The sequence below is a fragment of the Mesobacillus zeae genome (assembly GCF_003570705.1).
Taxonomy (GTDB): Bacteria; Bacillota; Bacilli; order Bacillales; family Cytobacillaceae; genus Mesobacillus_C; species Mesobacillus_C zeae.
The window spans coordinates 280613-304839 of record NZ_QWVT01000008.1 but is presented as its reverse complement, the minus strand read 5'-3'; the positions used below and the strand labels follow the sequence as shown (position 1 = coordinate 304839).

At 44.6% G+C, this 24227-nt stretch carries 23 protein-coding genes; all 23 read right to left on the bottom strand.

All coding sequences use genetic code 11. The features are described from left to right. Positions 1 to 5: 5 nt before the first annotated feature. Positions 6 to 641 carry a flagellar hook assembly protein FlgD gene (flgD, locus tag D1970_RS03960; protein WP_119111568.1) on the bottom strand — a complete coding sequence of 212 codons (636 nt, stop codon included), beginning with the start codon at positions 639 to 641 and terminating at the stop codon, positions 6 to 8. A 13-nt stretch (positions 642 to 654) separates the two neighbouring features. Then, entirely contained in the window at positions 655 to 1893 is a 1239-nt protein-coding gene (locus tag D1970_RS03955; RefSeq protein ID WP_119111567.1) for a flagellar hook-length control protein FliK, read from the bottom strand. A gap of 340 nt (positions 1894 to 2233) precedes the next feature. After that, on the bottom strand, positions 2234 to 2842 hold the full coding sequence (locus tag D1970_RS03950) for a MotE family protein (protein WP_119111566.1): 609 nt from the start codon (positions 2840 to 2842) through the stop codon (positions 2234 to 2236). A 4-nt stretch (positions 2843 to 2846) separates the two neighbouring features. Continuing rightward, positions 2847 to 3293, bottom strand: a complete 447-nt coding sequence (fliJ, locus tag D1970_RS03945) for a flagellar export protein FliJ (RefSeq protein WP_119111565.1) — start codon at positions 3291 to 3293, stop codon at positions 2847 to 2849. A gap of 5 nt (positions 3294 to 3298) precedes the next feature. Next, positions 3299 to 4612: a flagellar protein export ATPase FliI gene (gene fliI, locus D1970_RS03940; protein ID WP_119111564.1), complete on the bottom strand. Its 1314-nt coding sequence runs from the start codon at positions 4610 to 4612 to the stop codon at positions 3299 to 3301. A 1-nt stretch (position 4613) separates the two neighbouring features. Continuing rightward, entirely contained in the window at positions 4614 to 5369 is a 756-nt protein-coding gene (fliH, locus tag D1970_RS03935; RefSeq protein ID WP_181213278.1) for a flagellar assembly protein FliH, read from the bottom strand. Beyond that, positions 5362 to 6378: a flagellar motor switch protein FliG gene (fliG, locus tag D1970_RS03930; RefSeq protein WP_119111562.1), complete on the bottom strand. Its 1017-nt coding sequence runs from the start codon at positions 6376 to 6378 to the stop codon at positions 5362 to 5364. Before fliG ends, fliH begins: the two co-directional genes overlap by 8 nt. Positions 6379 to 6388: 10 nt before the next feature. Beyond that, positions 6389 to 7978, bottom strand: coding sequence for a flagellar basal-body MS-ring/collar protein FliF (gene fliF / locus D1970_RS03925; protein ID WP_119111561.1), 1590 nt, complete (start codon positions 7976 to 7978; stop codon positions 6389 to 6391). 74 nt (positions 7979 to 8052) lie between these two features. Beyond that, positions 8053 to 8364 carry a flagellar hook-basal body complex protein FliE gene (gene fliE, locus D1970_RS03920; RefSeq protein ID WP_119111560.1) on the bottom strand — a complete coding sequence of 104 codons (312 nt, stop codon included), beginning with the start codon at positions 8362 to 8364 and terminating at the stop codon, positions 8053 to 8055. A gap of 11 nt (positions 8365 to 8375) precedes the next feature. Then, positions 8376 to 8822 carry a flagellar basal body rod protein FlgC gene (gene flgC, locus D1970_RS03915; RefSeq protein WP_119111559.1) on the bottom strand — a complete coding sequence of 149 codons (447 nt, stop codon included), beginning with the start codon at positions 8820 to 8822 and terminating at the stop codon, positions 8376 to 8378. A 2-nt stretch (positions 8823 to 8824) separates the two neighbouring features. Continuing rightward, complete coding sequence (gene flgB / locus D1970_RS03910) at positions 8825 to 9220, bottom strand: flagellar basal body rod protein FlgB (protein ID WP_119111558.1); 396 nt, start codon at positions 9218 to 9220, stop codon at positions 8825 to 8827. Between the two features lie 977 nt (positions 9221 to 10197). Next, on the bottom strand, positions 10198 to 10977 hold the full coding sequence (gene codY / locus D1970_RS03905; protein ID WP_119111557.1) for a GTP-sensing pleiotropic transcriptional regulator CodY: 780 nt from the start codon (positions 10975 to 10977) through the stop codon (positions 10198 to 10200). Positions 10978 to 11117: 140 nt separating this feature from the next. Continuing rightward, positions 11118 to 12521, bottom strand: coding sequence for an ATP-dependent protease ATPase subunit HslU (gene hslU, locus D1970_RS03900; RefSeq protein WP_119111556.1), 1404 nt, complete (start codon positions 12519 to 12521; stop codon positions 11118 to 11120). A gap of 20 nt (positions 12522 to 12541) precedes the next feature. After that, on the bottom strand, positions 12542 to 13084 hold the full coding sequence (gene hslV, locus D1970_RS03895) for an ATP-dependent protease subunit HslV (RefSeq protein WP_119111555.1): 543 nt from the start codon (positions 13082 to 13084) through the stop codon (positions 12542 to 12544). A gap of 20 nt (positions 13085 to 13104) precedes the next feature. Next, positions 13105 to 14007, bottom strand: a complete 903-nt coding sequence (xerC, locus tag D1970_RS03890; RefSeq protein ID WP_119111554.1) for a tyrosine recombinase XerC — start codon at positions 14005 to 14007, stop codon at positions 13105 to 13107. A gap of 62 nt (positions 14008 to 14069) precedes the next feature. Next, on the bottom strand, positions 14070 to 15377 hold the full coding sequence (gene trmFO / locus D1970_RS03885) for an FADH(2)-oxidizing methylenetetrahydrofolate--tRNA-(uracil(54)-C(5))-methyltransferase TrmFO (protein WP_119111553.1): 1308 nt from the start codon (positions 15375 to 15377) through the stop codon (positions 14070 to 14072). 265 nt (positions 15378 to 15642) lie between these two features. Continuing rightward, positions 15643 to 17718, bottom strand: a complete 2076-nt coding sequence (topA, locus tag D1970_RS03880; protein WP_119111552.1) for a type I DNA topoisomerase — start codon at positions 17716 to 17718, stop codon at positions 15643 to 15645. A gap of 316 nt (positions 17719 to 18034) precedes the next feature. Beyond that, positions 18035 to 18883: a DNA-processing protein DprA gene (dprA, locus tag D1970_RS03875; protein WP_181213279.1), complete on the bottom strand. Its 849-nt coding sequence runs from the start codon at positions 18881 to 18883 to the stop codon at positions 18035 to 18037. A gap of 115 nt (positions 18884 to 18998) precedes the next feature. After that, positions 18999 to 19901, bottom strand: coding sequence for a succinate--CoA ligase subunit alpha (sucD, locus tag D1970_RS03870; protein ID WP_119111551.1), 903 nt, complete (start codon positions 19899 to 19901; stop codon positions 18999 to 19001). Between the two features lie 59 nt (positions 19902 to 19960). Beyond that, positions 19961 to 21121 (bottom strand): ADP-forming succinate--CoA ligase subunit beta, encoded by a 1161-nt coding sequence (gene sucC / locus D1970_RS03865; protein WP_119111550.1) that lies wholly within the window; start codon positions 21119 to 21121, stop codon positions 19961 to 19963. Between the two features lie 257 nt (positions 21122 to 21378). After that, positions 21379 to 21669 carry an EscU/YscU/HrcU family type III secretion system export apparatus switch protein gene (locus tag D1970_RS03860; RefSeq protein ID WP_119111549.1) on the bottom strand — a complete coding sequence of 97 codons (291 nt, stop codon included), beginning with the start codon at positions 21667 to 21669 and terminating at the stop codon, positions 21379 to 21381. Further along, the gene (locus D1970_RS03855) at positions 21666 to 23405 is read right to left on the bottom strand and encodes a TP0910 N-terminal domain-containing protein (protein WP_119111548.1); all 1740 of its coding nucleotides are present in this window, start codon (positions 23403 to 23405) and stop codon (positions 21666 to 21668) included. The genes D1970_RS03860 and D1970_RS03855 overlap by 4 nt, the downstream gene beginning before the upstream one ends. Before the next feature lie 18 nt (positions 23406 to 23423). Continuing rightward, on the bottom strand, positions 23424 to 24197 hold the full coding sequence (gene rnhB, locus D1970_RS03850) for a ribonuclease HII (protein WP_119111547.1): 774 nt from the start codon (positions 24195 to 24197) through the stop codon (positions 23424 to 23426). Between the last annotated feature and the right edge of the window lie 30 nt (positions 24198 to 24227).

Below are 24227 nucleotides of genomic sequence, written 5' to 3'. Positions count from 1 at the left end.
ATCCTTTATTCGATTTTTAATATTTGGGAAGAATTGATTGTTGTTTGCGCTTCATTTCCGAGCACGAATTCTGTCTTGCCATTTTTGAAGGTAACAGATTTCACCAAAGCAGATTTTTCTGTTTTGTCTTCGTCAAGATAGGTTACGGTCCGGCCAATGAGCATGCTTGCCTGCATAATTTGGTTGTCAGCTGTTTCTTTATGGATTTCAGAGATATTGGCAGGTTCAAGCTTTGTACCGTCATCAAGAACAAACACCACATTTTCTCCCGTGAATTCGACTCTAGCTACTTTACCTGTTCCCTCCGTCACTACTGGAGCTTCGCCTTCCTCACCTTCTTCGATTTTATGCCAGGTCACTTCTTTCCCGACAAACTCGGTATAGGCAATCAGCTTGTTCTGTTCTTGTGACTGCAAGAGCATTTCCATCGAAGACGCAATATTTGTCATTTGTTCCAGTGACGAAAAAGTAGCCATCTGGGCAATAAACTCTTTGTCCTGCATCGGATTCATAGGGTCCTGGTTTTGAAGCTGGGTCATCAATAGATTTAAAAATTCATCTTTTCCCAGTGTATTTCCCCCTGTCTTCCTCTGTTTAGGCAGAGAAGACAGCATATATTCAGAATCAATCGTATTGGGCATTGACTTTTGCCTCCTACACTTCCGTATTCACAAGCACATTCTCAAATGTCCTTGCTGGTTCCTTATCCGCCTCATCTTTTTTAGCGCCATCCTGTTCCCTGTCCTCTCTTTCCTGACGGGAATCCCGGCTGAATGAGCGTTCTTGCTGTGTTTCCGGATTTGTTATTTCCAGCTTGTCTATTTGAAGGTTCTGTGAAGAGAAAGCGCTCCGTAAACCATTCAAGTTTGCATCAAGCGATTCTTTAGCTGTCTGAGTCGTTGTGAAAATTCGGGCAATCAATCCGTGTTCTTTCTGGATAATTTCGATTCTGATGCTTCCCAGATGTTCCGGAAAGAGCTTAAGGGCTAGTTTTTGGACACCATTTATATTTGAGAACTTCGACCTTGAAAGTATGGATTCGAATTGCCTGATCAGCTGGTCTGCTGTCACAGGCTTTCCTGAACCGTTTTGGAGCAAGGTTAGTTGTTCAGGTCTGGATATAAAAGTCATGGGAGAAATAATTTTGTTCTCTTCTCCGCTGATCCCATCGCTTTTGTTCAGCCCAGATGCATGTTCCTGACTGATGCTATTTTTTTGTGCGGCCTGGTTGATGCTGAAAGCAGCTTGGGAGAATTTTTGCTGTAACATATCCATTCTTGAACTACCTCGGTTCTCTAGCAAGCCAGTAAGCTTTTCTGTAAGCTGTTCTAGTGTTTCATCAAGCTTTTTGCCATCTTTTGCGTAGCAATCCTTATACCCGGAAAGCAAATCAAATAGTTTTATAGCTTTTACTGCGGCTACTCCTGTCTTATCAAGAGCTACCTGGAACTGTTTGTCATCCATTCTAATGAGGGTTGAAAGAAACGCTGCAAGGGCTGCTTCAATCTCTTCATCCGTCAATTCCTTCTTCACTCCAGGTTCTCCCGCTTCATTCGTCTCTTTCAACCCTTCTATACTGGCAGGCGTCAGATTCATCATTGCTAAAGCTGTCTCCAAAAGATTTTTCCCGCTGCCGGAAAGAGCTATGTCCGCGAGCTTGAAACCATCTTCCATTTCCAATAAATCAGGATTATTAAGATAATCAATCAATCCGGGCAAATCGACTTTTTCACTCTCGCTAGACAAGCTACTATCAGCTTTCTCTGCATTCCCTGCCCCTGAAGCTGTTAAGGAGGCAAAAAGAAGTGAAAACTTCCCAGTCGTGTTTCCAGACGAAATTTCACTTTTAGTCTGGGCGTATGCGTTCACACCGCCAAGCGTACCAATCTCCATTTACTCACCTCCTTTTAATAAAAGCGTAAGGGCCTGTTTAGCGCCGTATGAACTGGAGCCACCCGAATCCAGCTGCGGATCCAAGCCCCTCGAGGTCATAAGCTGTACTGCTCTGTGGCAACCTGCGTCACTCCGCAGTCCATCTTATGCTTGTCTGGGCTGGACAGTCGCCTCGCCTTTTAATGACTGAGATAAAGGAAACACGAAAAGCGTTAGCGATTCGATTTTTGGACCTATAACGCTAAGGGCGCGCACGTCCTGTGCTCCATCATAATGAGGTGGGTGAAGTCCACAAGGCGCTGGACAATTATCGAAGAATAAATCTCTCCAGTGTAATCCTCTAATCTTGCCTGCTGTTATCGCCTTCGTTTGTTAAAAGCTCTGTATATTTTGCTGCCTCTTCCGGGGACATTTTTTCCATGATTGCCGAAAGGGTATCAGGCTTGATATTAGTTAGAATTTTTAACGCCTCGTCGCTTTCCATTTTTGCAAGGATAGGCGCTGCACTCTTGGGAGACATTGTCTCGTACGTCCGGACGATGTCCTTAAACGCGCGCTTGTTTTCAGTCTGGATCGCTGCAAGCTCGTCAATTTGTTCCTCTAGCTGCTGCTTCTCAAGTTTGAGTCGCTCAGCTTCCTTGTTCTTGTTATCCATCTTGGACTGCAGCTGTTCCACTTTGGCTTCCTTGTTCTTGATTTCAGCTTCAAGGCCAACGATGTGTTTTTCGGCTTTTTTCATGGAAGCCGTCTCGCTTGGCTGAATAAGCCGTGATACACCCGGAATTTTCGCGCCTATTTCTCTTGCGCTTTCAAAGACATTGATTCCGGCGAAATTTAGGATAACCAAAGCAAATGTGACTGCAAACAAGGCAGGAATAACTATAACGAACATGATCCATTGCACTCTGCTATCGCCAGCTGGCTCTTTTTCTTCCGATATTTTACTCATTGTCTCACCTAACTTCCCGGTTCATATATTGCTGAATCGAGATTTCATCCATCAGCCTTCCTTCTTCGTATTTTTCCTCAGCAAGAAATTGAAGATGGTGGTTTTCTTTTATTCTTTGATATTTTTTCACTTCAATATTTTTTTCCATTAGCTGCGCCTGCTGATAATTCATGTGGTTGCGGGCGTTGATTACCATTTTTTGATAATGGTCGATTGTTTTTTCAATATTTCCAACAAAATGCTGATGATGCCTTATTTCCTGGATAGGAAGTCCTGTGTTCAGCCTCTCCGCCTGATAGGACTCAAGGTCTTCCTTTTTTTTCAGGAGGCTGTACAAATGTTCTGCTGCGTCCTCAAACCTTTTGACCGTTTCCTGGTATACTGTCTGGGCTTCATCTTTTTCTTTTGCTTTCAGTGAAAGAATCTTTTCGAATTTGAACTGATACTGCATGATGGTCACCCTTTGCCTGTTAGTTCAATCAATTTGAAAATACTTTCCTGCATGGATACCTTCTCATCTGTTTCCTGCTTGAGGAAGCGGATAATATCCGGATAAAGCCCAATGGCTTCATCTATTTCGCTGGATGTCCCTTTTTTATAAGCTCCAATATTGATCAGATCTTCTGATTTTAAATACGTACCCAACAAATCTCTCAAACGTTCGGCTGCTTTTCTGTGTGGTTCATCCACAATATTGTTCATGATCCTGCTGATGCTCTTAAGGACATTTACAGCAGGGTACTGGCCTTTATTGGCAAGGTCCCTATCCAGGACGAAGTGTCCATCCAAAATTCCCCGGACCGTGTCAGCAATAGGTTCGTTCATATCGTCTCCATCCACAAGAACAGTATAAAAAGCGGTAATGGAACCGAATTTATTTGTTCCAGTCCGTTCGAGCAGCCTTGACAGGACAGCAAAAACTGAAGGTGTATAGCCTTTTGTTGTCGGCGGCTCTCCAATGGCCAAACCGACTTCGCGCTGGGCCATGGCTACCCTTGTGACAGAGTCCATCATCAGCATGACATTCAGGCCTTTGTCCCGAAAATATTCGGCAATAGCTGTGGCTGTTGAGGCTCCCTTTATTCTCATAAGAGCCGGCTGGTCTGATGTTGCCACGACGACAATCGACCTTTTTAGGCCCTCGGAACCTAAATCCCTCTCTATGAACTCCCGGACTTCTCTGCCACGCTCTCCAATCAGCCCGATGACATTCAGATCAGCTGTCGTGTTTCGAGCAATCATACCCATCAGCGTGCTTTTTCCAACCCCACTGCCAGCAAATATGCCGACACGCTGGCCAGTCCCGACTGTTAACAGGCTATCAATCATTGTGACGCCCACTTCGATTGGCTCTGAAATCGGCGGCCTACTAAGCGGATTGGGAGGCGCCTGGTCCGTCGGTACAGAGGCCAGTCCTTTTGGAAGGGCGGATCCATCAAGCGGCATGCCAAGCGAGTTGACCACCTTTCCGATCAGTTCCTGCCCAGCCTTGATTTCCAGAGGTTTTAAAGTCGTTTCCACCAGACTTCCCGGAGCAATATTATGCGTAGCTGTATATGGCATTAATACTACGTTTTCATCTTTAAATCCGACTACTTCAGCCTGGATTTTCCGCTTGTGCTTCGTTCCTACATGGATGTAGCATACGTCGCCTATTGAGCTTTCCGGTCCCTGGGACTCAATCATCAAACCGACTACTTTTTTTACTCGCCCATATCTTTTGAAAGAATCCAGCTCGGAAATATGTTCTATTAAATCAGATGCTTTCACTTTAAGCTTCACCTTCCAACAGGTCGGACAGTTTTTGCTTAATTTCAGCAAGCTGGCTGTCCACACTGGCGTCTATTCGTCCATTTGCGGATTCAATCACACAGCTTCCTTCTGGCAAATCATCATTCGGATAAATATAAAAATCGGTTTCACGTGGAAATACTGCTTCGAGTTCTTCCTTTTGTGTCAAGAGAAACTCATAATGCACCGGAGGAATATGAAGCTGTACTTCTTTATAATCTCTCGCACTTTTCAGCGCACGTTTTACATAGTGCATATAGCTGTCTTTTTCTTCATTGATGGCTTTTCCGATAATTTTCTCTGCAACCTTCATTCCCAGTTCGAGAATGACAGTCTCAGCAGACTCAATTTGTTGACGGTAATCCGCTTTAGCTGAATCAATAATTCCTTTTGCAAAGTTCAACAGTTCGGTGTATTCCTCATAACCTCGGTTTCGTCCGTCCATAAGGCCTCTGACAAATCCATTTTCCTTTGCTTCATCAGCCAGCCTTACTTTTTCCGTTTCCCAATCTTCTTTTTCATCATTTGCCAGTTTCCTGATTTCTTCAGCCTGCAGAACTGCATTTCGAATGATCTCCTCGGCCTCCGCTTTTGCATTGTCGAGGATTTCGCTCTTTTCTACTTCGGTATGCTGGAAGAATGGTGTACTTTCGCCCTGATCACCCTGTTCAAGGACACGGATCCCAATCACTTTGCCCGATTGCTCTTTCTGAGGAGATTTTATCAGCCTAGACAATGATGTCATCTCCTCCGCCACGGGCTACCACGATTTCTCCCGCTTCCTCGAGACGGCGTATTGTCGAGACAATACGTGATTGTGCTTCTTCAACATCACGGAGACGTACAGGGCCCATATATTCCATTTCATCCCTGAATGTTTCAGCCATGCGCTGTGACATATTTTTAAATACAATTTCTTTAACTTCATCACTGGAAACCTTAAGCGATAGCATAAGATCTTCATTTTCACAATCACGAATGACACGCTGTATCGCCCTGCTGTCAAGCGTGACAATATCCTCGAAGACAAACATTCTTTTCTTGATTTCTTCAGCGAGTTCAGGATCCTGTATTTCCAGTGCATCAAGGATTGTCCTTTCAGTAGATCTGTCAACACCGTTCAGCACTTCTACCACTGACTCTATCCCGCCTGTCTGGGTATAGTCCTGGGTAACCGTTGAAGAGAGCTTTCGCTCTAGAACCTGCTCAACCTCGTTTATAATTTCAGGGGATGTGCTATCCATCATTGCAATTCTTTTAGCAATATCCGTCTGCATATCCTGAGGCAATTCAGACAGAATTTGCCCGGCCTGCACTGAATCCAGGTACGAAAGAATGAGTGCGATTGTTTGCGGGTGTTCGTTTTGGATAAAATTTAAAATTTGTCCCGGATCTGCTTTCCTTGCAAAATCAAAAGGCCTCACCTGAAGCGAGGAGGTCAGCCTATTAATAATGACAGAAGCCTGGTCTGACCCAAGTGCCTTTTCAAGTATTGTTTTGGCGTATCCAATTCCGCCCTGCGAAATATAATCCTGCGCAAGGGCAATATTGTGGAACTCTTCGACTATTTCCTCTTTGGCAGCAGAATCCACTTTCCTTACACCCGAAATTTCTAATGTTAGTTTTTCAATTTCTTCTTCACTTAAATGTTTATACACAGATGCGGAAACGTCAGGCCCCATCGAAATAAGGAGGATGGCTGCCTTTTGTTTTCCTGTCAGTTGATGTTGCTCTCTCTTTGCCATTTCCGCCCTCCTAATCCTCGCTTAGCCAGGTCCGCAAGAGTTTTGCGAAGTCCTCAGGCTTTTCTTTCGCCATTTTTTCAAGCTGCTTCTTTTTCAGTGAACTTTCGTTTTCTTTTTCCGTGTTTACATCAGGTACATACATTAGCACTTCCTCGTCTTCTGCCGCCTCAATCGGCTCTATCTCCTTCTGGCGTGACTTCACGAACAGGAATAAGAGAATAATGACAGCTGCCAAAAGGACGCCGCCCACTACATAGACCCACCATGGAAGGCCGCTGTCTGCCGCCTCATCAAACTTGATTTTTCCGTTGAACGGCTGTACCGATACAGCAATCTTCTGCTCAATTAACTCATCTGTCAGTTCCGTTCCTTCTTGCTTATCGATCGTTGTACGGACGATGGTGCCGAGAATTTTGCTTATATCATCAATCCGTTCCTGTGGAAGGGAATTAGGGTCGTTAGGTTTAGGCGGTTCCACCATGACCTGGATGCCCAGATCTCTTACCTTATAAGGGCTTTCGACGATTTCTTTACGGATACGATTGACTTCTTTGTTGATTGTTTCTTCTTTCTTCTCATAATCACCGTTGCCACCACTTGACTCAAGGTACTGGGATCCAAGGGAATCTGCAGGGTCCTGACCTGAAGGAACACCTCCTGCCTGCTCTCCTTTTCCGGAAAAAGTTTCCGTCAGCCGCTGAGCACTAATTGCAATGCCCTCCATATTTTCTTTATCAACAGGCTCGACAAGGTTCTCTTCCCTGTTCTCCTGTGTAAAGTCGATATCTGCAGTAACCGATACTACCACTTTTTCCTGGCCCATCAATGTTCCAAGCATACTTTGGACCTGGCGCTGAACATCTCTTTGTACCTGCTGTTTAACTTCATGCTGGGAGGCAAAGTTGGTTTCAGAAGAATTATCCCTATTTTTAAGATCGAAATACTCGGAAAACTGGTTCATGATAACGATATTTTCCTCAGGCAAGTTGGGGACACTCTTTTCAACAAGCCGATACAGTGCTTGAACCTGTTCATCCTTCAATTCATTCCCGGGAATTGTATTCAGCACAATGGAAGCAGATGCCTTTTCAGGAGCATCGCTAACGAAAATGCTTTTTTCAGGAAGGTTGATCATGACTTTTGCGTCTTTGACACCTTCTACACCCTTCATGAGCTCCGCCAATTCCGTCTGCATTGCCTCAACCTTTAACACATTAAATTCATTGTCTGTCATTCCAAGGCCAGCGTTTTGGCTGAAGAAAGAATAATCAATGCTTCCTGATTTGGGAAGACCCTCAGCAGCGAGTTCTACTTTCAGCGTATCGACCGACCCCTCGGGAACTTTGATCGTCCCTCCTCCGTCGGTGATCTCTGAAGGTATGCCTCGTCCGTCCAAGCTTTCCTTGATTGTCCCAGTTTCAGTAGGAGACAAATTGCTGTAAAGCGGAACAAATGTCGTCCTGTTCATCAGAAAACCGGCGGTACCCGCTCCAAGAAGTACTAATAAAACAGTGGCAATCAAAACCGTTTTACTTTTCTTTGTCCGCCCCTGCCAAAAAATTTTCAATGAATCTGCATATTTTTGAAATTTTTCTTTCATCTCAATCCCCCGGTTATTAAATCTTCTATGTTTCTAGCTAATAACCGTCATTCCAGTAGTTTTTAGCTTTTCTATTACACCTGCATCCTCATCATTTCCTGGTACGCCTCGACCACTTTGTTACGTACTTCAAGAGATGCCTGAAGAGTAATGCCTGCTTTCTGAGACGCAATCATCACCTGATGAAGGTCAACGTCCGCCCCACTTGCAAGTTTTTCTGTGAGTTGGTCTGATTGAAGCTGTGTTTCATTAATTTTTTCAATTTGTTGCTTTAATACGGACGAAAAACTTTTCTGCGCTTCGAATGGTGTATTGGAATTTGAAATAGACTTGGAATCGAACGGCTTTATTGCCGGACTTACTGGCGAAAACGAGATGCTGTCCATACTCTTCTCCTTTATTTACCGATTTCTAATGCTTTCATCATCATGCCCTTTGAAGCATTGAAAACGGTTACGTTTGCTTCATACGATCTTGTTGCACTGACAAGGTCAACCATTTCCCTTAGTGGATCGACATTTGGGTACCGAACGTAGCCATCGGTTCCAGCATCCGGATGTTCAGGGTCGTAGACTAGCTTGAACGGAGTTTTTTCGTCTTCAATAATCCGGGATACTTTGACTCCTTCACCAGCACCAGCAGCTGATGAGCCTATCGCTTTGTTTAGAAAGGATAAGAACTGCCCTTCTTTTGGCTGGAGGACCGTCAATTTGCGGCGGTAGGGTTCTCCGTTCGCTCCTCTTCTCGAATCGACGTTCGCCATATTAGAGGAAATAACATCCATCCTTAAGCGCTGTGCCGTTAATGCAGATGCTGTTGTGTTCATGCTATGAAAAATCGTCATGCTTATTTTCCACCCCTAATGACCGTTTGCAAAGAATTGAATTTCCCACTCAGCCTCTCTGTCAATGCGTTGTAATATATCTGGTTTGTTGCGAGGTCTGACATTTCCTTGTCGAGATCAACACCATTTCCATTATGGTTATAATTGACATTTTGTCTGATAACTGTACCATACCCCGATTCTCCATTTTCTTTAAAATCAAGATGGCGGATACTCGTCTTGTTTGCCTCAAGTCTTGTTCCCATCGCCTCATCAAGCACCGACTTAAAACTTACGTCCTTTTTTTTATACTGCGGCGTATCGACATTTGCGATATTTTGTGAAATCACTTTCTGTTTAAGGGTAGAATAATCCATCGCTTTTTCCAGTGAGGAAAAAGTATTGGAAAAGAGTTTCAAAAGATACACCTCTTTCAAGAAAATATTTCATTTGTAGAAATTTGTTGGTATTTGGAGATTTCCTTCTAATTGTAATGAATCTGCAATAATCTGTCTATGTTCTTTCTATTATTTTCCCTCGTGCCTTATACTCATTTTATTTTTTAGTTCAAAAGACTCACCCACTCTTTTTCCCGCATCCCTATTGGATATACCTTCCTTTAACGGGCATAATTTCCCAATCACCAATACTATATACCTATATAACTCCCGCATTCGGGTGTCTTTTTTAGTCATTTCAATCCTTCCTTTTTATATCAACGGTACTTTAATACTATCGACTAACTTTTCTCACATATGCCCATTTCTACCTTTTTCGGCATCCTATATATTCCTTTTTGTAACATTTTTGTCATAATTCCTTATTCGAAATTTTTTTATTAATCATTTTACATTTATACCTCCTATTGAAATAGAAAAAGTGGAAGCACCTTGCTCAGAGGCGACAAGCATAAGACGAGCCAGCGAGAAGCTCGCTCTTTGATATTCTTGACGGATTGGCTTATGACTCGAGACCCTAGGCGCCGTAGCTGGACAATAAGAAAAATTGGAAGCGCCCGTTCAGCGACGTATGGACTGAAGCCAACCGAATAAGATAAAGGAAACACGGAGAGCGGGTCGATTCGATGTTAACTTATAACGAAGGGCGCGCACGTCCTGTGCTTAGGAAAATGAGCGAAGTCACTAGGCGCTCGCTGGGCGTTGCAGCTGGACAATAAAAAGCGGAAGCGCCTTTCACAGGGGCTCGATCTAGACAACACGAATAGCGCAAGCAATCCAATGGTGGATTTTACCATCAAGGCAGGGACGCCTGCACTTCTTAGTATGTAAGTGGGCGAAGTCCTGATGACACTGGCCGCTTATCAAAATCTAAAATTATACACTCTATTATCTTTAAACAAAAAATAGCCCGCTCAAAGAGCGGGCTAACTTCATTATTAATTCGATTTTAATTTTTCCAATTCATTAAGGAACTTATCATTTAACACTTTAATATAAGTACCTTTCATTCCAAGGGAACGAGATTCAATGACACCGGCACTTTCCAGCTTGCGCAGCGCATTGACAATTACAGAACGAGTGATGCCTACACGATCGGCAATTTTAGAAGCAACCAGAAGTCCTTCCTTGCCATTAAGTTCTTCGAAAATGTGCTCAATCGCTTCAAGTTCGCTATATGAAAGGGAGCTGATGGCCATCTGTACGACAGCTTTGCTTCTTGCTTCATCTTCAATTTCTTCTGCTTTCTCACGGAGGATCTCCATGCCGACAACAGTTGCGCCATACTCGCCGAGGATTAAATCATCATCATGGAACTGCTCTTGCACACGTGCAAGTATTAATGTTCCAAGCCTTTCTCCTCCACCGATGATTGGAACGATAGTTGTCAAACCTGTTTTAAACAAATCACGGTTTTCTACAGGGAAAGCTGTATAATCGCTTTCGACATCAAGGTTTGAAGATGTTTCCTGAATGTTGAAAAGACTCTTTGTATATTCTTCAGGGAACTGGCGGTCCTCAAGCATTTTTTTCATCCGCTCATTTTCGATTTGCTGATTGATCGCAAATCCAAGCAGCTTTCCGCGGCGGCTGACTACAAATGTGTTTGCTTCAATGACGTCACTAAGTGTTTCAGCCATTTCCTTAAAGTTAACTGGCTTTCCGGCTGCTTTTTGCAGCATAGCATTAATTTTTCTAGTTTTTGTAAGTAAATCCATTGATTCTTCCTCCTAATTGCAACAGCAATAAAATATACCTTGTTGTGAAGTTATTTGTGAGTGAAATGAAATCATATAATATCCGGCAGAAGGGTCCTTTACCTCTCTACCCTGATGCCCTGCCGTTAAAACAGCTAAAATTACAGAATGAACCTGCTCAAATCTTTGTTACGGGATATGGCACCAAGCTTCTCTTCCACATACTGTGGCGTGATGGCAACTTTATCAAGAGTAATGTCAGGGGCCTCAAAGCTGAGGTCTTCAAGCAATTTTTCCAGGATGGTATGAAGGCGGCGTGCGCCAATATTGTCAGTATTCTGGTTGACTTCATATGCCACTTCAGCAATCTTACGAATAGCTTCGTCAGAAAATTCAATTTGTATACCTTCAGTTTCTAATAATGCTTCATATTGTTTCGTGAGAGCATTATCAGGCTCTACTAGAATTCTGTAAAAATCCTCTACAGTCAATTTTGTCAATTCAACCCGGATTGGGAAACGGCCCTGAAGTTCCGGAATCAAATCTGATGGTTTAGCGATATGGAATGCGCCTGCGGCAATAAAGAGAATGTGGTCGGTCTTAACTGCACCATGCTTCGTAACAACAGTGGATCCTTCCACAATCGGAAGAATATCACGTTGTACGCCCTCCCTTGAAACATCTGCTGAAGACCCTCCGGAATTTTTACTGGCGATTTTGTCAATTTCATCGATAAAAATGATTCCTGTCTGTTCAGTTCGATAAACTGCTTCCTGGGATACTTCATCCATGTCGATCAGTTTCTGCGCTTCTTCCATCGCAAGTACCTTACGCGCTTCCTTCACCTTAAGCTTACGTTTTTTTCGTTTTTTTGGAATAAGGCCACCCAGAGCATCCTGCATGTTCATGCCCATCTGCTCCATTCCTGATCCTTGGAGCATATCGAACATGGAAGGTGCCTGCTCTTCGACTTCGATGGTAACCAATTCTTCCTCAAGCTCGCCTTGGGAAAGCTTTTGCTCGACAGATTTGCGCCTATCGACTAAATTGCTTTCCTCAGCAGATTCAGGTTCCTGTTCCTGCTGGCTGTTGCTGCCGCCGAAAAGCATATCCAGAGGGTTTTTATACCCATGTTTTTTCGATGACGGCACCAGAAGTTCCACAAGCCGGCGGTTGGCATTACCCTCGGCCCTTTCCTTGACGTCCTGCATCTTTTCTTCTTTTACAAGGCGGACAGAAGTTTCTGTCAAATCACGGACCATTGATTCCACATCACGGCCTACATAACCAACCTCTGTGAACTTAGTAGCTTCTACTTTAACAAACGGTGCTCTTACAAGCTTGGCAATCCGCCTGGCAATTTCTGTCTTCCCAACGCCAGTTGGACCAATCATCAAAATGTTTTTAGGGATGATTTCATCCTTTAAACGATCCGGAAGCAGGCTTCGCCTATACCGGTTTCTCAATGCTACCGCTACTGCTTTTTTCGCATCTCTCTGCCCAATAATATACTGGTCAAGGCGTTCAACAATCTGCCTTGGAGTCAAGTTGCCTGTATCTTTCATGCCCATAAGCCCCCTTTTCGTTAAAGTTCTTCCACAATGATGTTTGTGTTAGTGTAGACACAGATGTCTGCCGCGATTTTTAAGGCTGCACCCGCAATTTCTTTAGCTGTTAGCTGGTTGCCTGAATATTGTTTCAAAGCACGGCCTGCTGATAGGGCGTAATTTCCGCCTGACCCAATGGAGAGAATTCCGTCATCCGGTTCGATCACTTCGCCAGTTCCCGAAACAAGAAGCATATTCTCCTTATCCATAACAATCAGCATGGCTTCAAGCTGCCTGAGCATCTTGTCACTTCTCCACTGCTTTGCAAGCTCCACAGCTGCCCGCTGAAGATTGCCGTTATATTCCTCAAGCTTCCCTTCGAACATTTCAAATAAAGTAAACGCATCTGCCACAGAGCCCGCAAACCCTGCGATTACTTTACCATTAAACAGTTTCCTAACCTTGCGTGCAGTGTGTTTCATCACAACTGCGTTCCCGAATGTAACCTGTCCGTCACCTGCCATTGCGCACTCGCCGTTATGGTGTACGGCAAATATCGTAGTTGCATGAAATTGCGACATTCATTTAACCTCCTTCGGAACTATGCCCTGGGATGATGGGATCGATAGGTATTCCGTAAATGTTCGTTTGTTACATGGGTATACACCTGGGTTGAAGATAGAAAAGAGTGTCCCAGAAGTTCCTGGACAGTTCTCATGTCTGCCCCGTTGCTCAGCAAGTGTGTAGCAAAAGTATGCCGAAGCTTATGGGGGTGAATTTTCCCGGTAAGTGCAGATTTTTCAACGAGCTTGTTTAATATTTCACGTATGCCCCTGTCAGTCAGGGGTCCTCCGCGAAAATTAACAAATAACCAACCATGGTCCTCTTTGCCTTTCAACAGCTCTGCTCTAGCTTTTTGTATGTATTGCTCGAGGGCATCATGCGCAAAGCTGCCAAATGGAACATATCTTTCTTTGTTCCGCTTACCATGTACTAAAACAGTGGACAGATGAAAATCAAGGTCTGACAGGCGGATTTTAACACATTCGCCCACCCGTATTCCAGTGCCATACAGCAATTCAAGAATAGCCAGATTCCTTATACCAAGCGGCGTATTTGTTTCGCAAGCTTCAAAAATCAGCTGAAGTTCCTGTTCATAAAAGAAACCCGGCAGCCTTTTTTCCGCCTTAGGGATTGAAACGAGCGAAAAAGGGTTATCGTTAGCCAGGTTCTCCCGTAGAAGGAATTTATAAAAGCTACGGAGACAGGAAATCTTTCGTGCTACTGTCTTCCTGGACAGCCGATTTTCATGGAGCCTTGTCAGGTAGACCCTTGCATCCGAGTATTGAACCTCTTCAATACCAGAAATTGCTTGCTCAGACATGAACATAAAAAAGTCACTAATATCACGGTGATAATGCTCAATTGTATATTGTGAATAGTTTTTTTCTATTTGTAAATATTCAATAAATAAAGTTAATGAAATGTTCACATCTGCTGTCATTATCGCTCACCTCACAAGGGCTACTAAATAGTATCATATTACAGCAGCCCTCGCAACAGCATTTACAAATTTTTCACAAAGTTCTGAATTGTTTCCAGTGCCCTGGATGCGTGGCTTTCATTTCTTTCCTGCTTTCCCTTAATCTTTACAGGCAAATCGGGAAAAAGACCAAAGTTGGCATTCATCGGCTGAAAACTTTTCGAATTGGCTTCAGTAATATATCGTGCCATACTGCCCATTGCAGTCTCAGCAGGAAACTCCAGCGGTTCTTTACCCATTGCGACCTTTGCAGCATTAATGCCTGCAATCAAACCGCTTGCTGCGGATTCAACATACCCCTCAACGCCAGTCATCTGGCCAGCAAAAAAGAGATCCTCTCTGTTTTTGAATTGATAGGTTGCTTTCAGCACCTTTGGAGAATTAATGAACGTATTTCGGTGCATAACTCCGTAACGTACGATTTCAGCGTTTTCTAAGCCCGGGATTAACCTGATCACTTCTTTTTGCGGTCCCCATTTCAAATGTGTCTGAAAACCAACAATATTGTAAAGTGTGCCCGCAGCATCGTCCTGCCTTAACTGTACGACAGCAAACGGACGTTTTCCTGTTTTAGGATCTTCAAGGCCTACCGGCTTCATCGGGCCAAAAAGCATTGTCTTCTTTCCGCGGCTTGCCATGACTTCTATCGGCATGCAGCCTTCAAAAAAGACCTCTTTTTCAAATTCCTTTACCGGAACCGTCTCGGCAGTAATGAGTGCATCATAAAACCGGTTGAATTCTTCTTCTGTCATCGGACAGTTCAAATAAGCAGCTTCTCCCTTATCATACCTGGATTTTAAATAAACCTTGTCCATGTCGATGCTCTCTTTTTCCAGAATGGGTGCTGCAGCATCATAGAAATAGAGATAATCTTCCCCGGTAAGCTCTTTCAGCTGCATGCTGAGCCCTTCGCTTGTCAGCGGCCCTGTTGCAATAACTGTCGGCACCTCTGGTATTTCAGTTATTTCTTCATTTATTACAGTAACATTCGGATGGCCTTTGACCATCTCTGTCACTTTTGCCGCAAACTCATGCCTGTCGACCGCAAGCGCTCCGCCTGCAGGAACCGAGCAGGCATCAGCAGAATCAATAATAACTGAATCCAGCCTGCGCATTTCTTCCTTTAATACACCGACGGCATTGGTAAGCGTATTGGCTCTTAACGAATTGCTGCAGACAAGCTCGGCAAATTTATCAGTATGATGGGCGGGCGTCTGTTTCACAGGCCTCATTTCATACAATCTAACTTTAATTCCCCTTTTCGCCAGCTGCCAGGCTGCTTCACTACCAGCAAGCCCGGCTCCTACGACAGTTACAGTTACATCATTCATTTTCGATCCTCCAATATTTTCATCAGCGCCAAGGGCGCTTTTACTTTCCTTTGTCTAGCTGCGACGGATAGGAAGTCCTAGTGCCGACGTTGCCGCAGGAAGTGGCGATTTTAGTCGGCCTGCGCCTAGCTTCTAGTGAACTTCGCTTTTCTATTTTACCCATTAAACTTTCCTATTGCACTTTACCATACGAAACGAAAAGAAAAAAGTTTCAAGGCTCTTTTTCCTGGCGCTCAATGCAAAAGAGTGAGCAGTTTGCTCACTCTTAGCTTTGAGGCGCCTCTTTATAGTCACATTCGGTGCAGCTAACCTGGATTCCTTTTTTGAGTTTCTTCTCAACAAGCAAGTGGTCGCACTTTGGACAGCTCCGTGCAATCGGCTTATCCCATGAAAGAAAATCACATTCAGGAAAACGGTCGCAGCCATAAAAAATACGGCGTTTTTTACTCTTTCGCTCGATAATATTTCCTTCGGAGCATTTCGGACATTTCACACCGATTTCCTTAACGATTGCTTTCGTATTCCTGCAATCCGGAAAATTGCTGCATGCCATAAATTTGCCGTATCTCCCCATTTTGAAGACCATAGGATTACCGCACTGTTCACAATCTTCCCCTGCAGGTTCATCCTTGATCTCAACATGCTGCATTTCCTGTTCTGCTTTTTCAAGGTGTTTCTCGAAGTCATTGTAAAAGCCCTCAATTACTCTCACCCAGGCGACTTTGCCATCTTCAATGTCATCAAGGTCCTGTTCCATCTTTGCCGTAAAAGCAACATCTAGGATATCTGGGAAAAACTCCAGGATGAGTGTATGAACAATTTCACCAAGTTCTGTCGGGACAAAACGCTTATTATCAAGGCTGACATAACCGCGTTTCTGGATTGTATCAAGCGTCGGTGCGTAGGTTGAAGGCCTACCTATTCCCAGTTCTTCCAGAGTTCGCACCAGCCTTGCTTCTGTATAGCGGGGCAGCGGCTGTGTGAAGTGCTGTTTTGGTTCAATGTCCTTCTTCAGAGCCTTATCGCCTTCATGGAGATCAGGGAGCATCTTGTCTTTCTCTTCAACCTGGTCATCGCTGCTTTCCACATACACTTTCATGAATCCCGGGAATTTTATTTTCGAGCCAGTTGCCCTGAAAAGAACTCCGGAATTCTCCAGATCAACACTCATTGTGTCCATGACTGCCGGTGCCATCTGGCTGGCAATGAACCGTTCCCAAATCAACTTGTAGAGTCTGAACTGGTCCCTCCCCAAGTATTCCTTGAGGCTGTTTGGTTCACGCATGATACCAGTCGGGCGGATGGCTTCATGGGCATCCTGGGTATTGCCTTTCTTTTTTTCTTTCCGTGCTTCCGTCTGCAGGTATTCTTTACCGTATTCAGCTTCGATATAAGTTTTCGCTTCAGTACGCGCAATATCTGAAATCCTAGTAGAGTCCGTTCTCATATAAGTGATTAAACCAACGGTTCCTTCTTTTCCAAGGTCAATTCCCTCATAGAGTTGCTGAGCAAGCATCATTGTCTTTTTCGCACGGAAATTTAATTTCCTTGCTGCTTCCTGCTGGAGCGAAGATGTTATGAACGGTAGGGCCGCATGTCGTTTCCGCTCCTTCTTTGTCACAGACGCAACAGTAAATTCGTTGCCTTTCACGCGGTTCAGGACCATTTCAACATCCTTCTCCGCCTTCAGCTCAACCTTTTCTCCATCCAGTCCATAGAAGCTGGCTTCAAAAGCAGCTTTACCCTTCATGAATTCTGCGCCAATAGTCCAGTACTCTTCCGGCTCAAAAACTTGGATTTCTTTTTCCCGGTCAATGATCAGCTTCAAAGCAACAGATTGAACCCGCCCTGCACTCAAACCCTTTTTCACTTTTTTCCAAAGAAGAGGGCTTATATTGTAACCTACAAGCCGATCAAGAATCCGGCGCGCCTGCTGTGCATCCACCAAATCTGTATTAATTGGACGGGGACTCTTAAATGACTCCTTTATTGCATCCTTTGTTATCTCGTTGAAAACAACACGGCAATCCGAGTTGATATCGACGCCCAGGCTATGTGCGAGATGCCAGGCAATGGCTTCCCCTTCGCGATCCGGGTCAGCTGCGAGGTAGACTTTCTTCGCTTTTTTCGCTGCTGTCTTTAGTTCCTTCAATACTGGGCCTTTACCACGGATAGTAATATATTTAGGTTCAAAGTGGTGTTCAACATCGACACCCATTTGGCTTTTCGGCAAGTCGCGGACATGCCCCATCGATGCCTTCACTTTATATTTTTTTCCAAGATAGCGTTCAATCGTCTTCGCCTTAGCTGGCGATTCGACGATGACTAAAAAATCTGACATCCAGTTTATCCTCCTTAGAGGGATTCAAATTATCATTATTATTCAGTAAGCACATCCCCATTGTCAATCGTTCAGGCAAAGTAAACGTTTTCACATACGGATTTTTATGCTTAAAAAATGGCAAGTGATTGGATTTCCCGGCTAATGGTGCGTTATCGGCCAAGAACAAAACCGATATTCCTTTTTTTTATTCCTGTTGCAAAATGTATAACAGTTTTAGAATAATTTCAACCATTTTGTAGGAATTTCTCAGAAATGGCTGTAAAAGTTCGGTAAAATGCCTTGGGATGAACAGGGTTTATTCATTATTATTTTCTCAATACCTTAACTCTTCAAGAATATCATTAGCTTCTATTACAAGCTTGGCTCCCTGCTTGATCAGCCAATGAGTTCCGTCACAGCCGGGATGCTCAAAACTTCCCGGGACGGCAAAAACCTCTCGCCCTTGCTCAAGGGCAAAATCAGCAGTGATCAGTGAGCCGCTTTTTTTCCCCGCCTCAACCACAATAACACCTTTCGATAATCCGCTAATAATCCTGTTTCGCTGTGGAAAATGCCATTTCTCCGGCTTAGCATCAGGTGGATATTCGGAAAGCAGTAAATGACGGTCCATCATGAATTCTGCCAGGCTGATATTTTCCTTTGGATAAATATGGCTGAATCCACCTGCTATTACACCTATCGTTTTTCCTCCATGGCTGATGGCAGAGGTGTGAGCACATGTGTCAATCCCTCTCGCAAGGCCGCTGACAATCACTGCACCCTCTGTAATGAGACTTGGAAGGAGGTGATTGATGGCTTTTTTGCCGTATGGAGATGCATTCCTGCTTCCGACCACACCGAAGAGGAAAGGGCTATCCATCAGGCTTGTATCTCCTTTGGCAAAAAGGACCCAGGGAGGCTGATAAATTGTTTTAAGCTGCTTGGGATATTGTTTATCGAAAATAGTGATGACGCTGATACGTTTTTCCCTGTATTGGGAGAGGAGTTCGTTTAGCGGGATATTGCTGAGGGTATTTGAGGTTACAGTATCTGCAGGTTTGAGGCTGCGATGCCCGGGTGTGCTGTTATGGCCGGTTTCTTCTTTCATTATCCGTAAAATGGTTTTCCAGCCAACTCCTTTGACATGGACAAGACTTATTAACTTTTTTTTCAATTCTTCCACTATGGAGCCTCCATTTAAGCTATTTTCTTGAATGAATCCACTTATCTATACCTTCAATGCCTTTTTATCCAAGCCAAACAGTCCCTCCATTAGAGGGACTGTTTGAATTGTAAAATTAATGTGTTTTGCATTTATCGTAAATTCCTTTTTCCATCAGGACTTTAATCAGTGTTTCTCCCATCACCGCTGGAGTATCAGCAACCTGGATTCCACACTCATTCATGACACGAATCTTTTCGTCAGCAGTCCCTTTACCGCCAGAAATGATGGCGCCAGCATGGCCCATACGCTTTCCTGGAGGTGCTGTACGGCCTCCGATGAATCCAACAACAGGCTTGGTCATATTTGCTTTAACCCACTCTGCCGCTTCTTCTTCGGCCGTTCCGCCGATTTCACCGATCATGATGACTGCATATGTCTCTGGGTCCTCATTAAAAGCTTTCAGTGTGTCGATGAAGTTTGTGCCATTCACTGGGTCTCCTCCAATGCCGACAGCCGTAGTCTGACCAATTCCAGCTTGTGTAAGCTGGTGAACAGCTTCATATGTTAGAGTTCCAGAGCGTGAAACTACGCCAACATGGCCTTTTGTATGAATATATCCGGGCATGATACCGATCTTGCACTCTTCCGGCGTGATGACACCAGGACAGTTAGGGCCGACAAGGCGTGTCTTTTTGCCTTCCATGTAGCGCTTAACCTTCACCATATCAAGAACAGGAATATGTTCTGTAATACAAATTGTCAAATCGAGCTCTGCATCAACCGCTTCGATGATTGCATCTGCAGCAAATGGAGCAGGTACGTAGATAACAGAAGCATTCGCGCCTGTCGCTTTAACTGCTTCCTGCACAGTATTAAAAACCGGCACACCTTCTACTTCCTGGCCGCCTTTTCCCGGGGTAGTCCCGCCGACAATCTTTGTTCCATACTCGAGCATTTGTTTTGTATGGAAAAGGGCAGTAGAGCCGGTAATTCCCTGGACAATAACTTTTGTATCTTTATTGATAAATACACTCACGTTCCATTCTCCTTCCTTGGCTGGGCGCGGCTCGAAATAAGCCTACGCTATAGTGTGACCTACTTCACCAGCGAGACGATTTTTTGGGCGCCGTCCGCCATGGACTCCGCTGCAATAATATTAAGACCTGATTCGTTCAGGATTTTCTTACCAATTTCAACATTTGTTCCTTCAAGACGGACAACAAGCGGTACCTCAAGGCCGATCTGTTTCGCTGCTTCAACAACGCCTGTTGCAATTACATCACACTTCATGATGCCGCCGAAAATGTTGACAAAAATGCCCTTTACATTCAGATCAGAAAGAATGATCTTGAATGCTTCGGTCACTTTTTCAGCAGTAGCGCCGCCCCCAACATCAAGGAAGTTTGCGGGATCTCCGCCGTAATGCTTGACAATGTCCATTGTCGCCATTGCAAGTCCTGCACCATTCACCATGCAGCCGATATTTCCGTCAAGCGAAATATAGCTAAGGTCATATTTAGATGCTTCGATTTCCTTAGGATCTTCCTCTTCCAGATCCCTGAATTCAAGAACATCCTTTTGGCGGTATAATGCATTGCTGTCGAAATTCATTTTCGCATCAAGCGCCATAACTTTACCATCGCCTGTGACGACAAGCGGATTGATTTCAGCGATAGAACAGTCTTTTTCCATATAGGCACGGTAAAGGCCCATCATGAATTTGACTGCCTGGTTGACAAGTTCTTTAGGAATATTGATATTAAAAGCAATCCTGCGGGCTTGGAAAGGAGAAAGCCCGATTACTGGGTCAATTTCTTCTTTGAAAATTTTCTCTGGCGTTTTTTCTGCCACTTCTTCAATTTCCGTTCCGCCTTCCTCAGATGCCATCAGCACAACACGGGAAGTAGCACGGTCAAGAACAAGGCCGACATAGTATTCTTTCTTGATGTCGCAGCCTTCCTCAATCAACAGGCGTTTGACTTCCTTGCCTTCTGGTCCTGTTTGGTGAGTAACCAGTGTTTTTCCAAGGATTTCGCTTGCATATGTACGTACTTCGTCAAGGTTTTTCGCAACCTTCACACCGCCAGCTTTTCCTCTTCCTCCGGCGTGGATTTGCGCTTTTACGACACAAACTTGGGTTCCAAGCTCTTTTGCCGCTTCAACCGCTTCTTCAACAGAAAAAGCGACTTTTCCATTTGGTACGGTTACCCCATATCTTCTGAGGATCTCTTTTCCCTGATACTCATGGATATTCATTTCCCATCCTCCTGTCCAGAAAAGCGCTGGCTCACAGCGGGGCTGCTATATGCAAAAATAAAGCTTTTCCACTTTTTTCAACAGCAGTATTTCCCGTCCGCAGCTGCAGACACTAATCTCGATTCAATAATAAAAAATAGACTGCGCTTTCATTGTATATAATGATATAATCATTGTCTACCAATAAGGTTTAAATATTATGTCATTTGCAATATTCTGACGGAAATCACCTTACTATAAATACTATCTTGATATATTTATTCCATCTTCCCTTTACCACGATCAAGCCTGTATATAAAAGCAAAAACCTCTGCTACTGCACCGTAAAGCTCGTCTGGAATACTCTCGTTTACCTCAAGCTGACTCAACAAGCCGACAAGAGACGGGTCCTCCTGTATGGGAATTCCGCTTTCCATGGCTTTTTCAATAATATTGCCGGCTACTAAGCCTTTGCCCGATGCCAAAACCTGCGGGGCGGTCTGGGTCTTCACCTTGTAGCCAAGTGCAACCGCAGCCTTCTGTGCCGGTGGCCGTTCACGCTTTTTCATATCTTTATATCCACCCCGCTGTAGCCAGCAGGTCCCATGCTAGCATGACCTGACGGCTCTTTATCTTTTTGTGCTGACGGCTTTGTGAACGTGACAGAGGAAAGATGATATTCTATTGCTGAAAGTTTTTTTTTCAGCTGACCTAAAAGCGGACTAGCCATTTCTTTGACAGCTTCATTTTCATTGATGATAACAAGGCCCATGATGCGGTTCTGCACTTGCATATCAACCATCATGTAGCCCAGATGCTCAAGATCAAGATAAAACAACACCCTGCAATAATCTGGGTCGATCTTTCCCTCATTTGTTTTCCGACCACTCCACTGCATAGTGACATCAGTGCTTTTTCCCGGAAACGGGAAGGGAATTTGGACAGCAAGCTGCTGCAGGGGGCCGGTTTCCTGCGAAAGAAGCTGGAAGCCTGTTATTTTGCCGAGCAGGGATTCAGCCGTCTCTCGGACAGCCTGAGGCAGGTTTCCCGAAAGCAGTTGGATCAGTTGGGGCTTCAGAGTCTCACGGAGCTCGTCCCCCACATTTCCATTCTGTTTAAGCCCGGCAGTCGTGTCATGCTCGTAGGAAAGACCCAGCCTTGTAATCGATTCCCTGATTGCCTTGGCAGCAGCCTGGGCTTCAGGGATGCCTTCCGATGCAGCCACTAGCCCAAAGAGGCTGTCAAAATCCTTATTATCTGAAAGGACTAGGTTCATTAATTTCTTCACTGCATGCATAGTCACCGGCTTATCAAACTGGGGAACATCACCAGCACCTGCGTTCTTTAATAGCGGTAAGAGGTCCCCCACTGTTATCTGTGCTGATGTTTGGGCAGCCTTTCCCATTCTGTCTGTCAATGCTAGGGCTCCAGGCAGATCTCCTGCCTGAAGAAGCCTCACAACTTCTTCGAATCTTCTGAACCCATCAAGCAGTGGCTGTGGTCCTACGGTGGAAAGTTCATTCCCAAAGCCTTTGAGCCAAATTCTTTCAAGAAATTTCGCTTCACTTTCTCCCTGCTTGATATTCCCTCTCTGCTGCATCACTTCGAATGCTTCATCAGAATCAAGATTCGTTCCGCTCAGCCATTTCGTTGTAAGTGCCTCATTCGATTCTCTGCCGGGTTCTGGAGCCGTCCACTGAATGAAACTCTTTGCTCCCTTAAGCGCAGGTTCGGCCTGCAGAGCTGTCTGTAGGCGCTCTGCCAGTATTGAAAAGGGCTCTCCCTTCAATGCTGCATACAAGGACGAATAAACCTGCCTTGTAAAAGGCAAGTTATTGCTGAAGATCAGTTTTAGAACATCATACATATCATTACCGGCTGCACTCTTTCCTTCTTTTGCAACTGTGAGGGCAAGCTGCATGGTTTCACTTGTCATCGGGAGTTTATTCCGTATGAAACCGCGAACCAATTCCTCGCTCTCTTTCCCCGGGGGCATGAGCAGCTCCATTAGTACTTTCGAAAGATTCCCGCTCATTTGCCCGCCCCCTTCATCAGGGAACATGATCCGCAGATGGATCTTCCCTTCACCGGGCTGCACCTGGAACCAGTAGCGCTGGCCAGCAGATAGGGGGGCTTCCAGTTGGGCTATCAATTTCTGTCCGCCAATTTGGATTTCGGCGGTATTGTCCGGAAACAGCCTTATTACTTTTGCGTTGATCACTTGCCCGGGCCGGAAAGAGTATTGATTTGCCGATTCAGGTATTAACTGCTTTAGGATAGTGCCAATTGCTCCATTAGTATCCATAGTCTCCCTCCTGCAGTTCTAGCTTTCCAAGCATGCTTTTACTGGCGCAAAGCTTTTCCGGTGGTATGGCGTTATGCCGTATATCCTAAGCGCCTCCAAATGCTCGGCCGTACCGTATCCCATATTGGCAGAAAAGCCATATTCAGGGTATTGCAGGCTGATTTCCTTCATCATCCTGTCTCTAGTCACTTTAGCTACAACAGAGGCCGCTGCAATGGATATGCTGCGTGCATCCCCCTTAATCAACGCTTCGGCGGGGTAGGGCGTCTCCAAGCTTACTGCATCGACGAGCAGAAAGTCAGGAGCCGACTTCATGTTGACAACGGCGGCAAGCATCGCTTTTTTTGCTGCCTGGAGAATATTGATTCTGTCTATTTCCTTCGCATCTATGATGCCAGTGCCCCACGCAATAGCATCCCGGGTAATGACTTCATAATATTCTTCCCTTTTTGCCGGGCTCAATTTTTTTGAATCATCCAGCCCGGGAAGATTAAAATCAGCAGGTAATATAACTGATCCAGCAACAACAGGGCCTGCCAGCGGACCCCTCCCTGCTTCATCAATTCCGGCAATATATTTATAGCCCTTGCTTCTTAAATCGCGCTCAAATGCGGACATCTCGAAGAATCTTTCCTCCTGGAACTTCCGCTGTTCCTGGAGTTTCAGCCATTTCTTTAATACACGCTGGACACCAGCGCGTTCATCACTGCTAATTTTCCTTACAAAATCGGATTCCGGATTTGAGATTCCGGCTAGACGGTTTCCTATTTCTTCAATGGTTAGCTTCATAATTATACAGTCTCCTAATTTTACGACTAATGT

What these genes read in the sequence shown, in the direction of transcription:
- D1970_RS03950 (WP_119111566.1), bottom strand. Translation starts at nt 2,842, where the DNA reads ATGAGTAAAATATCGGAAGAAAAAGAGCCAGCTGGCGATAGCAGAGTG.
- topA (WP_119111552.1), bottom strand. Translation starts at nt 17,718, where the DNA reads ATGTCAGATTTTTTAGTCATCGTCGAATCGCCAGCTAAGGCGAAGACG.
- hslU (WP_119111556.1), bottom strand. Translation starts at nt 12,521, where the DNA reads ATGAAAGATACAGGCAACTTGACTCCAAGGCAGATTGTTGAACGCCTT.
- flgC (WP_119111559.1), bottom strand. Translation starts at nt 8,822, where the DNA reads ATGACGATTTTTCATAGCATGAACACAACAGCATCTGCATTAACGGCA.
- fliE (WP_119111560.1), bottom strand. Translation starts at nt 8,364, where the DNA reads ATGGACAGCATCTCGTTTTCGCCAGTAAGTCCGGCAATAAAGCCGTTC.
- trmFO (WP_119111553.1), bottom strand. Translation starts at nt 15,377, where the DNA reads ATGAATGATGTAACTGTAACTGTCGTAGGAGCCGGGCTTGCTGGTAGT.
- xerC (WP_119111554.1), bottom strand. Translation starts at nt 14,007, where the DNA reads ATGACAGCAGATGTGAACATTTCATTAACTTTATTTATTGAATATTTA.
- sucC (WP_119111550.1), bottom strand. Translation starts at nt 21,121, where the DNA reads ATGAATATCCATGAGTATCAGGGAAAAGAGATCCTCAGAAGATATGGG.
- fliG (WP_119111562.1), bottom strand. Translation starts at nt 6,378, where the DNA reads ATGGCAAAGAGAGAGCAACATCAACTGACAGGAAAACAAAAGGCAGCC.
- D1970_RS03855 (WP_119111548.1), bottom strand. Translation starts at nt 23,405, where the DNA reads ATGGATACTAATGGAGCAATTGGCACTATCCTAAAGCAGTTAATACCT.
- flgD (WP_119111568.1), bottom strand. Translation starts at nt 641, where the DNA reads ATGCCCAATACGATTGATTCTGAATATATGCTGTCTTCTCTGCCTAAA.
- fliF (WP_119111561.1), bottom strand. Translation starts at nt 7,978, where the DNA reads ATGAAAGAAAAATTTCAAAAATATGCAGATTCATTGAAAATTTTTTGG.
- D1970_RS03955 (WP_119111567.1), bottom strand. Translation starts at nt 1,893, where the DNA reads ATGGAGATTGGTACGCTTGGCGGTGTGAACGCATACGCCCAGACTAAA.
- hslV (WP_119111555.1), bottom strand. Translation starts at nt 13,084, where the DNA reads ATGTCGCAATTTCATGCAACTACGATATTTGCCGTACACCATAACGGC.
- fliJ (WP_119111565.1), bottom strand. Translation starts at nt 3,293, where the DNA reads ATGCAGTATCAGTTCAAATTCGAAAAGATTCTTTCACTGAAAGCAAAA.
- codY (WP_119111557.1), bottom strand. Translation starts at nt 10,977, where the DNA reads ATGGATTTACTTACAAAAACTAGAAAAATTAATGCTATGCTGCAAAAA.
- D1970_RS03860 (WP_119111549.1), bottom strand. Translation starts at nt 21,669, where the DNA reads ATGAAAAAGCGTGAACGGCCACCGGCACAGAAGGCTGCGGTTGCACTT.